The following is a 12,617-nucleotide window of genomic DNA, read 5'->3' as shown; positions in this document are numbered from 1 at the left end:
ACCGTGTTGTGGGGCCGAGAGACGGAAAACTGTCGGCGGTCACGGCTCGTCCAGGAGGTCGCCGAACACCTTCCGCTGGGCGGCCGCGAGGTGTTCGGTGAACGTCGCCGTCGTGATCCCCAGGTCGTCCGCGACCTCGCCCGCGTTGGCCGTCCGCGGGTGTTCGAAGTAGCCCATCTCGTGGGCGCGTTCCAGGACCTCCCGCTGGCGGCCGGTCAGTTTCTCCCGGTCGAGGACGACGGGTCGGCTCCGGTCCAGCGAGTCGTCGGTCTCGACAAGCCGCCGGAGGCTGACGCACTCGCCCGTCGACTGGAGGTCGCCGATCACGTCCCTGAGCGTGGCCACGTCCTCGACCAGGAAGGTCACCGTCAGGGACCGCTCGGTGGCGCTTAACTCCTGGACGACACAGCCCGCTCGCTCGATCCGCTCACAGACACACCCCTGTCCAGCCTGTCGATGGAGGCGGTAGATCCGTCCCTGGTCGTAATCGAACACCTCCTGGACGTTCGCGTGGTCGTCCGGTGATGGTGGGGAATCGCCGTCGGCGACCAGCGTGAACTCCTCGACGACCTCACCCTCGTCACCGCCAAGCGCGCTCCGGGAGACAGAAGCGACGTGCCGCTCCTCGCTGGCGTGGGGCTGGACCTGGCACGCCTGTGGGTCGACCACTTCTACCTCCGCGAGCACCCGCCGGGACATCTGTCGGGATATCGACCGGTTCGAGTGAAATAATCCAGTGCGAACATGTTCGGCGCGGAATTCCCCTTAAAAAATACCCGAGATGTTTGGTCTGACGTTCACCGTCGTCGTCTTGCAAGAGCCGGATACGAGGGACCGGACCGAACAGTCAGCGGACTATCATACCAGCCCTCACCCAACCCATGAGACGGAACACGATACTCATCGTCCTGCTGGTGACCACGGTGTTGCTTCCGATGTGGTACGTCGCCTTACACGGCGAACCACCCTCCGAGGAGATCGCGATCGACGAGAGCGTCACTGACCTCCGACCGCTGGAGGGGCCGATCGACACGCCGAACAAGCTCTCGCCCAGCCAGGTCGGGGTCGTCGTCTGGGTCGCGCTCTTCGGCCTCGTCGGCGTCCTGGCCGGCGCTCACCAGTTCATGAACCGGGCCGTCCGACCACCGGAGGAAGCGCCCGTGGCCGACGGCGGGCAACTCACGGCGAGCCTGCCGTGGCTCGAATCGGACAACCGCTGGGTCGTCGAGTACCACGACGCCTCGGACGCCATCGAGGGGCTGGTCGCGATGGGCGGGTTGACCGTCCTCTCGATCGTCTTCGCGGCGCTGTTCACCGGCGAGTACCTGACTCTGGCCCGGACCCAGTACTTCGGGCTGTACGCCACGGGGATGTTCGTCTCGCTGGCGCTGTCGACGGTCGCGTACTACGCCTGGTTCATGCCACACGTCGAGGTCGCGGAATACAGGAGGCACGACTGATGGACTACCCGAAACCCGACGACGAGACCGAGGACTGCGGCTGTAGCGAGACCCCGGCGACCCGCCAGAGCCTCTACAGCGACGCGCGGGCCGAACTCCGGCGGCGTGACTTCGCGAAGTTCCTCGCGACCGTCGGCGGCCTGACGGCCGTCGCGAGCCTGACGGCACCGCTCGCGAGCACCACCCAGGTGTTCGAGCGCAGCTACGAGGGACCGATCTACTCCGACGGCGTCACCCTGGTCGACGGCGAGGGCGAACCCATCCAGGAGGGCCGTCTCTCGGAGGGCGAACACATGACGGTCTTCCCCGAACCCCGGCCCGGGATCGAGGACGCGCCGACGCTGCTGGTCCGCTACTCGGAATCGGCCTACAGCAACGTCAAGGAGGGCTTTACGGTCAGCGGCTACGCGGCGTTCTCGAAGGTGTGTACCCACGCCGGCTGTATGGTCGGGAACCGGGACGGGGATCTGCTGGTCTGCCCGTGTCACTTCGGGAAGTTCGATCCGCTCTCCGGCGCGAGCGTCGAGGGCGGACCGCCGGGGCGGGCGCTCCCGCAGCTCCCGATCACGATCTCCAGCGACGGCACCCTGATCGCGACCGGCGACTTCGAGGGCCCAGTCGGCCCGGGGGGTGAGTGATGTCTCGCGCCGACCGGATCTACGACTGGTTCGACACCCGACTCGACGTCGAGCGGGGCCAGCAGTTCCTCGGGAAGGCCTTCCCCGCCGAGGACTCGTTCCTGCTGGGCGAGGTCGCGCTGTTCTGTTTCCTCCTGTTGGTCCTGTCGGGGATCTTCCTCGGGTTCTTCTTCGAGCCCTCGACCTCGGCGGTCGAGTACGACGGCAGCGTCGAGAAGTTCCAGGGCCAGGAGATGCCCGAGGCGTTCGTCTCGGTGTTACACATCACCTACGACGTGCCCTTCGGCATGTTCATCCGCCGGCTCCACCACTGGGCGGCCCATCTTTTCGTCGCCTCGATCGGGTTGCACATGCTCAGGGTGTTCTTCACCGGGGCCTACCGAAACCCGCGGGAACCGAACTGGATCGTCGGCACGGGACTGGCGGCGCTGTCGATGGGTGCGGCCTACACCGGCTACGCCCTGCCGTTCGACGAGTTCGCCGCGACCGCGACCAGCATCGGCTACAACCTCACGATCTCCGTGCCGCTACTGGGGGATTTCCTCGGGCAGGTGGTCTTCGGCGGGGAGTTCCCCTCCAGCGCGACGATCCCCCGGCTGTATTTCCTGCACGTGCTGGTCATTCCCATGGCGATCGCCGGCGGGTTGGCGCTGCACATGTGGATTCTGATACGCCAGAAACACACCGAAGCACCCCGTGAGGACGACGTCGTCGCCGGCGATCGGGAGATCGACAAGGACGACGACAGCGTCATCGTCGGCCTGCCGGCGGTCCCCAACCAGGCGGCCGTCTCGGCGGTCGTGTTCTTCCTGACGGCCGCGACGCTGTCGGCGCTTGCCGGCCTGTTGCCGGTCCACAACGTCGCCGAGTACGGTCCCAACGATCCGGCGAGTACCCCGGCGCTGATCATGCCCGACTGGTTCCTGATGTGGGTCTACGGCTTCCTGAAGCTGCTGCCCCAGATCGGGTTCTCAGTCGGGCCGGCCCACATCAACGGCGAGTTCGTCGGCGGCGTCCTGCTTCCGGGGCTCGTCTTCCTGGCGATCGCCGCCTGGCCCTTCATCGATCGGACGCCCGAGCCGACCCACTTCACTGCCGATCCCCTACAGCGGCCCTGGCAGACCGGCGTCGGCGTGGCCGCCGTCGCCTTCGTCATGATCGCCTCCATCGCGGGGATGAACAATATCCTCGCCGACCAGGTGCTAGGGACGACCACCGAGGTCGTCAACCCGATCCTGACCGCGGCGCTTCTGGGGGTTCCGCCGGTGCTCGGTGGGATCACCTACCTCCTGTTGCGCGGCGGGGACACGTCGGCCCCGCCCGACGACGAGGGGGTCGCCGCCGACGGTGGCGCTGCCGACAGCGGTACCGCCGACGGCAAAGTTACGGACGGGGGGACGAGCGATGACTGAGATCGCGCTCTCTCGACGCCAGTATCGGCTGTTAGACACGGCGAGCAAACTGGTCGGGCTCGGCCTCGTCGCTGCCGGCCTGGAGGCCGGCGGTTCGACGCCGACCGGCATCGCCCTCGCGCTCGTCGGTACCGCCTGTGCGACCGTGACGGTGTTCCTGAGCCATGAGTAGACAGACTCCCGACGACGACCGCTGGACGGACAGTTCCCTGAGTCGACGCGACTTCGTGCGAGGGTTGGGTGCGGCCTCGTTGCTCGGTGCGACGGGGCTCTCCTTCGCCGACGACGGCATGCAGGGGCTGGAGGCCGTCGACGACCCGATCGGTAACTATCCCTACCGCGACTGGGAGGACCTCTACCGCGACGAGTGGGACTGGGACTCCGTCGCCCGCTCGACCCACAGCGTCAACTGCACCGGGTCCTGCTCCTGGAACGTCTTCGTCAAGGACGGCCAGGTCTGGCGCGAGGAGCAGGCCGGCGACTACCCGACCTTCGACGAGAGCCTCCCGGACCCGAACCCGCGGGGCTGTCAGAAGGGGGCCTGTTACACCGACTACGTCAACGCCGACCAGCGCGTGCTCCACCCGCTTCGACGAACCGGTGAACGCGGCGAGGGCCAGTGGGAGCGCATCTCCTGGGACGAGGCCCTGACCGAGATCGCCGACCACGTCATCGACGAGGTCCAGGCGGGGCGGTACGACGCGATCTCCGGCTTCACCCCGATCCCGGCGATGAGCCCAGTTTCCTTCGCCTCCGGGAGCCGGCTCGTCAACCTGCTCGGCGGGGTCTCCCACTCCTTTTACGACTGGTACTCGGACCTGCCGCCGGGCCAGCCGATCACCTGGGGGACCCAGACAGACAACGCCGAGAGCGCCGACTGGCACAACGCCGACTACATCATCGCCTGGGGGTCGAACATCAACGTCACGCGCATCCCCGACGCGAAGTACTTCCTCGACGCCGGCTACGAGGGGGCCAAACGGGTCGGGATCTTCACCGACTACTCCCAGACGGCGATCCACACCGACGAGTGGCTCTCCCCGGAGGGCGGCACCGACACCGCCCTGGCCCTTGGGATGGCCCGGACCATCGTCGACGAGGGGTTGTACGACGAGGCCCACCTCAAGGAACAGACCGACATGCCCCTGTTGGTCCGGGAAGACACCGGCAAGTTCCTCCGAGCGAGCGAAGTCGGCCTCGCGGGGGACGCCGACGACCCCGAGAAGGTGTTCGTGATGGTCGACGCCGACGGCACCCTGCGGCGTGCGCCGGGGTCGCTGGGCGAGCGCGACGGCCAGAACGACCCCGACTCCAGCATCGAACTGGACTTCGATCCGCAGTTGAGCGTCGAACGGGAGGTCGAGGTCGACGACGGCGAGGTCCCGGTCCGGTCGGTCTGGGAGAACCTGCGGGACGAACTCTCCCAGTACACGCCGGAGTTCGTCCACGGGGAGACCGGCGTCGGCGAGAACACCTACCAGCGGGTCGCCCGTGAGTTCGCCGAGGCCGACGCCGCGAAGATCATCCACGGCAAGGGCGTCAACGACTGGTACCACAACGACCTGGGCAACCGTGCGATCCAGTTGCTCGTGACGCTGACCGGTAACCTCGGGGACCCGGGGACCGGGCTGGACCACTACGTCGGCCAGGAGAAGATCTGGACGTTCCACGGCTGGAAGGTCCTCTCGTTCCCGACCGGGTCGGTCCGCGGGGTGCCGACGACGCTGTGGACGTACTTCCACGGCGGCATCCTCGACAACACCGACCCCGACACCGCCGAGAAGATCCGGGAGTCCATCGACAAAGGGTGGATGCCGCTGTACCCGGAGGAGCGCGAGGACGGCTTCCGGCCCGACCCCTCGACGATGTTCGTCTGGCGGGGCAACTACTTCAACCAGGCCAAGGGCAACGTCGCCGTCGAGGAGCAACTGTGGCCGAAACTCGACCTCGTCGTCGACATCAACTTCCGGATGGACTCGACGGCGATGTACTCCGATATCGTCCTTCCGGCGGCGAGCCACTACGAGAAGTACGACCTCTCGGAGACGGACATGCACACCTACGTGCATCCGTTCACGCCGGCGGTCGAACCGCTGGGGGAGGCAAAGACCGACTGGGAGATCTTCCGTCTGCTCGCCGAGACGATCCAGGAACGTGCCCGAGAACGCGGCGTCGACCCCGTCGAGGACCGAAAGTTCGACCGGACGATCGATCTGACGACGATCTACGACGACTTCGTCCGGGACTGGGAGACCGGCGAGGAGGGAGCACTGGAGGAAGACCGCGCGGCCGCGGAGTTCATCCTCGAACACTCCGAGGAGTCCAACCCCAGCGACACCGACGAACAGATCACCTTCGCCGACACCGAGGACCAGCCCCAGCGCCTGCTCGCGGCCGGCCCCCACTGGACCTCCGACATCAAAGACGACGAGGCCTACGTCCCCTGGCAGAACTACGTCCACGACAAGGAGCCCTGGCCGACGTTCACCGGCCGCCAGCAGTACTACGTCGACCACGACTGGTTCCTCGAACTCGACGAGGAACTGCCGACCCACAAGCGCGGCCCGCAGGACACCGGCGGGGACTACCCGCTGACCTACAACACGCCCCACGGCCGCTGGTCGATCCACTCGACGTGGCGCGACAGCGAGAAGATGCTCCGGCTCCAGCGGGGTGAACCCGTCGTCTACCTCAACCCCGAGGACGCCGCCGAACGCGGCATCGAGGACGGCGACACCGTCGAGGTGTTCAACGACATGGGCAGCGTCGAGGTCCAGGCGAAGATCTACCCCTCCAGCGAACCGGGGACCGCCCGGCAGTACTTCGCCTGGGAGAAGTTCCAGTACCCCGACCGGGACAACTTCAACACGCTCGTCCCGATGTACATGAAGCCGACCCAGTTGGTCCAGTACCCCGAGGACACCGGCGAGCACCTCTACTTCTTCCCGAACTACTGGGGGCCGACCGGCGTCAACAGCGACGTGAACGTAGAGGTGCGGCCCGCGGGAGGTGAGTCCGATGAGTAGCCAGAACGGGGAGGACACCCACGTCAACGTCGCCGACGGCGTCGACCACCAGGTCGCGATGGTGATGGACCTGAACAAGTGCATCGGCTGCCAGACCTGCACCATCGCGTGTAAATCCCTCTGGACGGAGGGCGGCGGGACCGACTACATGTACTGGAACAACGTCGAGACCAAGCCCGGCGAGGGGTACCCGCGGGGCTGGGAGGACTCCGGCGGGGGCTGGCAGTCCGCGGACCACTCGGACCGCGAGACCGGCGACATCCCCTCCCGCGAGGAGTACGGCCGCTCCTGGGAGTTCAACCACGAGGAGATCATGTACGAGGGCAGCGACGAGCCACTCCGTCCGCGGGAGGGCGCCGAGTGGGGACCGAACTGGGACGAGGACCAGGGCGCCGGCGAGTACCCCAACAGCTACTACTTCTACCTCCCGCGGATCTGCAACCACTGCACCCACCCCTCCTGTGTCGAGGCCTGCCCGCGCTCGGCCATCTACAAGCGCAGCGAGGACGGTATCGTCCTCGTCGACCAGGATCGCTGTCGGGGCTACCGCTACTGCGTCGAGGGCTGCCCCTACAAGAAGGTGTACTACAACACCGTCTCGAAGAAATCCGAGAAGTGCATCTTCTGTTACCCGCGTCTGGAGGGCGAAGGTCCGGACGGGGAGACCTACGCGCCGGCCTGTGCCGAGGAGTGTCCGCCACAGCTGCGCCTCGTTGGCTTCCTCGACGACGAGGACGGCCCCATCTACAAACTCGTCGAGGAGTACGAGGTCGCGCTCCCCTTGCATCCGGAGTTCCGGACCCAGCCCAACGTCTACTACATCCCGCCGTACGCGCCCGGCCAGCACACCGAGGACGGCGAGACGGTCGACGTCGACCGCATCCCGCGCCAGTACCTCCGTGAGCTGTTCGGCGACCGCGTCGACGACGCCTTGGACACCATCGAACGCGAGCGCCAGCGCGCTCGCCAGGGGGCCGACAGCGAACTGATGGAACTGCTCCAGCACAAGAACCCCGCGAAACAGTACCGACTGGAGGTCTTCGATGACTGACGACAGGCGCACGCTCGGCACGGCACTGCTGCTGGGTCTGATCGTGGTGGCAGCGACGGCCGCGGCGCCGCTCGCGACCGCCCGCCCGGCCCACGAGATACCGGTCTCGCCGGCGACCGGGGACCTCTCGACGCCGGCCGCCGACGGCTGGGAGTCGGTCCCGGCCGCCGACGTCCCGCTGACCAGCGCACCGAGTAGCGTCCCGAACGCCGACGACACGACCGTCGAACGGGTCCACGTCCAGGCGGCACGGGGCGACGGCACGCTCTACCTGCGGCTGCAGTGGGCCGACGCGACCCGGGACCGAAACGCTACCAGTCCGGCGGCGTTCGCCGATCAGGTCGCGGTCCAGTTCCCGGCCAACGCCAGTTCCCGGCCGCCGATCGCGATGGGCGGTCCCGGGAACATGGTCAACGTCTGGTACTGGAGTGCCGACGCCGGGACCCAGGAACTGCTGGCCGGCGGCGTCGGTTCGACGACGGCGTTCGACCAGCCCGCGGTCAACACCGAGGCCAGCTACGACGACGGTACCTGGTCGGTGGTCTACGCCCGCTCTGTCGACGCCAGCGGGGACAACCGGACGACGATCACCGACGACGGCGACCTCGACGTGGCCTTCGCGGTCTGGAACGGCTCGAACGGCGAGCGGGCCGGTCAGAAGTCCGTCTCGGAGTGGCACTACTTCCCGTTCGGCGAGGGGCCGCAGGGACCGCCATACGAGGCGCTGCTGTGGTCGGTCGCCGGCGTCGCCATCGTCGCGGTCGTCGGCGTGACTGCCTTCGGAGTTCACCGCGCCAGAGGGGGGATGGAGTGATGGCGACGACGCCCGCCGACGCGCCCGAGGATATCGACCGGGACGCGGCCGCCCGCGGGACCGTCTACCGGACGCTGGCGGCGGTGTTCCGGTACCCCGACGAGGAGTTCCACACCGCGGCCGCCTCCGGTGCCCTGGCGCGTGACTTACGACGGTGTCTCGATCAGACCGCGCTCGCCGTCGAGGCCCCGACGCTGGCGACCGACGACGACTACGAGACCATGGCCGCGCGGTACAACGACCTGTTCGAACTGGGCTACAGCGAGTACACGGACCGGACGGACGGCTCGCTGGACAGTTCCGGCCCGCCGGTGCCGCTGTACGAGTCCAAATACCGGCCCGACCAGTCCTGGAACGACGTGAACCTCGACCTGGCGCGGGCCTACGACCACTACGGGCTGGAGATCGACCAGGACAGGCGGGACAACCACGACGCGCTCCGGTACGAACTGGAGTTCGCGGGCTACCTCGCACGACGGGAGGCCGTGGCCGGCGAGGACGCGGCGCTGGCTCGCCTCGACTTCCAGGACCGCCACCTCGGTCACGCCGCCGCCGGCGTCGCCGACCGGCTGGCCGACGAACCCGGAACCGACGTCTACGGTTCGCTCGGGGAGTTCATGGAGGTGTTCGTCCGCGCCGACCGGAACGACCTCGCCGATCGACTGGAGGGGAGACGATGAGCACCCACAAGACTGTCCTCGGACACCTGCCCGCACTCCCCGAGGAACACCGACAGTCGCTCCCGATCGCCGTCGTCGGGATCGCTGCCGTCGCCGTCGCGGCCCGGTTCGTCGCCGCACTGGCCGTCAACGCGCCCGGCGCCCCGTCGACCGTCGCCGTCGAGTCCCTCGGGTGGATCGCGACGGCGATCCCGGCACTCGCGGCCGTCGTCGCCGGGGTGTTCGCCCGCCGTCCCACGGTCGGGGTCGGATTGCTGTTCGTCGGCGTCTTCGGCCTCCTATCGCTCGTGTCCGGGGCAGCCGCCGCGCCCGCCGCCGTCGCAGTGGTCGCCGGGACGGTCGCCGTCGTCGTCGCCGCCCGCGACCGGCTGTCGACCGGCGAACGAGCCGCTGGGGCCGTCCTCCTGACGGCGCTCACTGTCGGGCTGGCGAGCGGCGTCGGTGGGTTCGTCGGCCTCCGGTCGGTCGGCTCGACGCTTACACTGGCCGGAATGGGACTGTCGCTGGTGTTTACGGCCACCGACGGCCGCGCGCTGATCGGCGGCGGACTCGCCTTCGGTGCGGTGGTCGCCGTCGGGCTCTCGGTGCCGTTCGTCACCGGCGCCGTGACGCTGGTGGGGGGTGGCGTCGTCGGGACGCCCCTCCCCGTCGTCGCGCTCGCGGCCGCCGGGACGGTCTCGACGGCCAGTGCGGCGGGCCGGACGCGCAACTGGCCGTTGCTGGCCGGCGTCGTCCTCCTGGCCCTGGCCGGCGTCCCGGCCACAGTGGCTCGGGCCGTCCCCTTCGCGCTGGGGATCGCCACCCTCGTCTCCCTGGAGGGGTCGCGATGACCGACGACCGCAGCGAGTACGAGAAACAACTCGACGCCGACCCGGACCCGCAACTGGACCCCGAGCGCAGTCCGGGGATGCACACCGACATCGAAGCGCTGGAAGACATCGAGGTGAGCCGCGAGGACGTGACCATCGGGGAGGCAACGCCCGAGGAGCTGGCGGCCGCCGACACCGAACCCGTCGGGGACGCCGATCTGGCGGCGTTGCTGTCGGACCTCCGTGACGGGACCGATATCGATCGACGGCGGGCGGCCCTGGCGTTGAAGGACGAGCCGACCGACGACGCGGTCGTGACCGCACTCGCCCGGGCCGCGACGACCGACGCTGACAGTGACGTCCGCCAGTTCGCCGTCGAGGCCTTGACCGCACACAGCGACGAGCGGACGGCCGCCGTCGCCGTCGAACTGCTCGACGACGCCGACCCGTGGGTCCGGGCCGAGGCCGTCGTCGCCCTGGACAACCTCGACCGCCAAGCCCACGAGGACGACATCGCGGCGGTCCTGGCCGGGGATGACCACCACGCCGTCCGCCGGAACGCGGCGATCTCGCTGTTCAAGCTCCGCGGCGAAGCGATGGCCGAGGAACTGCTGGAGTTGAGCCACGCGGACAGCGAACGCCTCCGGGAGTGGGCCGCCCACATGCTGGCCGGGGTCGACGACGACCGGGTCCGCGAGCGACTGCGCGAGTTGACCGACGACCCGGCCTCCGTCGTCCGACAGACTGCGGAGCGGTCCCTGGAGGCCGATACCGGACAGTTTCGCCGCCAGTTCGGCGGTGCTTTGGAGAACGACGCCCGACTACTCCCCGGTGAGGACCGACTCAACAGGATGCCCGATCTATGACAGCACAAACGACGCTGACCGATCGTGTCGAGGCACAGCTCCGCGCAGTGCGTGACCCACAGGCCGACCTCTCCGTCTTCGAGGCGGGGTTCGTCCAAGACATCGCTGTCGAGGCCGGCGACGTGACGATCGAGACCGATCTGACGGCCGTCGACGGCGACACCGCCGACGAGATCGTCGAAGCGACGTTGCGGGCCGTCGACGACGTCGACGGTGTCGAGAGCGTCCACGTCGAGAGTACGAGCCCGTCGAGCGAGGGCCGGTCGGCGGTCGAGGCGTTCGACCACGTGATCGCCGTCGCCAGCGCGAAAGGCGGCGTCGGCAAATCCACGACCGCGACCCACCTCGCCTGCGGGCTGGCGGCCGACAACGACGTGGCCTTGTTCGACGCCGACATCCACGGACCGAACGTTCCCGGGTTGCTGGACATCTCGGGACCGGTCCACTCCAGCGACGAGGGGGACCCGCTGCCGGTCCGGACCGGCGGGATGGACGTGATGAGCGTCGGCCTGATGGAGGACGGCGCGCCGCTGGCCTGGCGCGGTGCGATGGCCCACGACGCGCTGGAGGACCTCTTCTCGAACACGGCCTGGCGCAACGACGACGTGCTCGTGATCGACCTCCCGCCGGGGACCGGCGACGTGGTGTTGACGACGCTGCAGGAGGTCCCCGTCGACGGCGTCGTCGTCGTCACGACCCCCTTCCACGCCAGCGTCAGCGACACGAGCAGGACCGTCGAACTGTTCCGGGACAACGACGTGCCGGTCCTGGGAACCGTCGTCAACATGGCGGAGTACGTCTGTGACTGCTGTGGCGAGGCCAACGACCTCTTCGCGGAAGCCGCGGGGCCGTCGGGGATCGGGGACCTGGATGCGCGGGTTCTGGCCAGACTCCCGTTCACCCACGACCTACAGGGGACGCCCACACCCGGCGACGTTCCCGGCCCGATCGTGGACCTGACGGACGCGGTCGCCGACGCCGCCGAGACGGCCGGCGAAGTCGACGTTCCCGACGGGGCCATCGACATCCGCGGCCTCCCGGCCCAGGAGCGAAAGGACTGCGTGCGCGAACGGTTCGGCGAACTCTCCTCCGGCGAGGCGTTCGTCCTCGTCAGCGACCGGGACCCGACGCCGGTCGGTCCGTTCCTCGGGCAACTGGCCGAGGCCCCGCGCGAGGCCTTTGACCCCTTCGAGGTCAGCCGGGAGACGCCCGACGACTGGCTCCTTCGGACCGTGAAACCGTGAGCGCGGCTACTGGGGTCGTCCTCGCGGGCGGCCGGTCGCGCCGGTTCGACGACGGCGACAAGGCGCTGGCGACGCTCGACGGCGATCCGTTGCTGGTTCACGTCGTCCGGACGCTGGCGGCGGTGACCGACGCAGTCGTCGTGAACTGCCGGGCCGACCAGCGCCCGGCGTTCGAGACAGCCCTCGCCGACGCCGACCTCGGGGTCACGTTCGCCGTCGACGACCGGCCCGACGAGGGGCCGCTGGCCGGTCTCACCCGTGCGCTGGCGTCCGTCGAGACCGAGTACGCCGTCGTCCTCGCCTGCGACATGCCGCTGGTGCCGTCCGCGTCGTTGGCGTCGCTGCTGGAGCGTGCGGCCGACGCCGGGACGACTGTCGTCCCTCGAACGGCCGGTGGATTCGAACCGACCTGTGCTGTCTACCGGGTCGACCGGGCGGTCGCCGCTGCCGACGACGCCTACGACGACGGCGAGCGGAGCCTCCACGCACTGCTGGAGCGGTTGTCTCCGACTGTCGTCGATAGCGACGCCATCGGGCTCGACGACCGGGCGCTGACGAGCGTCGACACCGTCGCGGTTCTCGAACGGTTCCGGGAACAGAACGGGCGGGACCGTTAG

13 protein-coding genes are annotated in these 12,617 nt (G+C 68.7%); 12 read left to right on the top strand and 1 reads right to left on the bottom strand.

What is annotated here, in order from left to right; genetic code table 11:
• Positions 1-39: 39 nt before the first annotated feature.
• Positions 40-699: a helix-turn-helix domain-containing protein gene (locus P0204_RS04355; RefSeq protein WP_276222004.1), complete on the bottom strand. Its 660-nt coding sequence runs from the start codon at positions 697-699 to the stop codon at positions 40-42.
• Between the two features lie 182 nt (positions 700-881).
• On the opposite strand from P0204_RS04355, the gene P0204_RS04350 reads away from it, so the two are divergent.
• From P0204_RS04350 to mobA, 12 genes are read left to right on the top strand one after another with little or no spacing between them, the layout of a single operon-like run.
• Entirely contained in the window at positions 882-1,460 is a 579-nt protein-coding gene (locus P0204_RS04350) for a hypothetical protein (RefSeq protein ID WP_276222002.1), read from the top strand.
• The gene (locus P0204_RS04345; RefSeq protein ID WP_276223318.1) at positions 1,457-2,098 is read left to right on the top strand and encodes a QcrA and Rieske domain-containing protein; all 642 of its coding nucleotides are present in this window, start codon (positions 1,457-1,459) and stop codon (positions 2,096-2,098) included. Before P0204_RS04350 ends, P0204_RS04345 begins: the two co-directional genes overlap by 4 nt.
• The gene (locus P0204_RS04340; protein ID WP_276222000.1) at positions 2,098-3,510 is read left to right on the top strand and encodes a cytochrome b; all 1,413 of its coding nucleotides are present in this window, start codon (positions 2,098-2,100) and stop codon (positions 3,508-3,510) included. The genes P0204_RS04345 and P0204_RS04340 overlap by 1 nt, the downstream gene beginning before the upstream one ends.
• Complete coding sequence (locus tag P0204_RS04335) at positions 3,503-3,682, top strand: DUF8120 family protein (RefSeq protein WP_276221998.1); 180 nt, start codon at positions 3,503-3,505, stop codon at positions 3,680-3,682. Before P0204_RS04340 ends, P0204_RS04335 begins: the two co-directional genes overlap by 8 nt.
• Positions 3,675-6,536, top strand: coding sequence for a nitrate reductase subunit alpha (gene narG / locus P0204_RS04330; protein ID WP_276221996.1), 2,862 nt, complete (start codon positions 3,675-3,677; stop codon positions 6,534-6,536). Before P0204_RS04335 ends, narG begins: the two co-directional genes overlap by 8 nt.
• Positions 6,529-7,587, top strand: a complete 1,059-nt coding sequence (narH, locus tag P0204_RS04325; RefSeq protein WP_276221995.1) for a nitrate reductase subunit beta — start codon at positions 6,529-6,531, stop codon at positions 7,585-7,587. Before narG ends, narH begins: the two co-directional genes overlap by 8 nt.
• Entirely contained in the window at positions 7,580-8,401 is an 822-nt protein-coding gene (locus tag P0204_RS04320) for an ethylbenzene dehydrogenase-related protein (protein WP_276221993.1), read from the top strand. The genes narH and P0204_RS04320 overlap by 8 nt, the downstream gene beginning before the upstream one ends.
• Positions 8,401-9,081: a molecular chaperone TorD family protein gene (locus tag P0204_RS04315; protein WP_276221992.1), complete on the top strand. Its 681-nt coding sequence runs from the start codon at positions 8,401-8,403 to the stop codon at positions 9,079-9,081. Before P0204_RS04320 ends, P0204_RS04315 begins: the two co-directional genes overlap by 1 nt.
• Positions 9,078-9,911 (top strand): DUF8068 family protein, encoded by an 834-nt coding sequence (locus tag P0204_RS04310; RefSeq protein ID WP_276221990.1) that lies wholly within the window; start codon positions 9,078-9,080, stop codon positions 9,909-9,911. The genes P0204_RS04315 and P0204_RS04310 overlap by 4 nt, the downstream gene beginning before the upstream one ends.
• On the top strand, positions 9,908-10,756 hold the full coding sequence (locus P0204_RS04305) for a HEAT repeat domain-containing protein (protein WP_276221988.1): 849 nt from the start codon (positions 9,908-9,910) through the stop codon (positions 10,754-10,756). Before P0204_RS04310 ends, P0204_RS04305 begins: the two co-directional genes overlap by 4 nt.
• On the top strand, positions 10,753-12,000 hold the full coding sequence (locus P0204_RS04300; RefSeq protein WP_276221986.1) for a P-loop NTPase: 1,248 nt from the start codon (positions 10,753-10,755) through the stop codon (positions 11,998-12,000). Before P0204_RS04305 ends, P0204_RS04300 begins: the two co-directional genes overlap by 4 nt.
• Complete coding sequence (gene mobA, locus P0204_RS04295; RefSeq protein ID WP_276221984.1) at positions 11,997-12,617, top strand: molybdenum cofactor guanylyltransferase; 621 nt, start codon at positions 11,997-11,999, stop codon at positions 12,615-12,617. Before P0204_RS04300 ends, mobA begins: the two co-directional genes overlap by 4 nt.

Source organism: Haloarcula halophila (genome assembly GCF_029278565.1).
GTDB lineage: Archaea > Halobacteriota > Halobacteria > Halobacteriales > Haloarculaceae > Haloarcula > Haloarcula halophila.
This window is presented reverse-complemented; position numbering and strand designations above follow the sequence as displayed.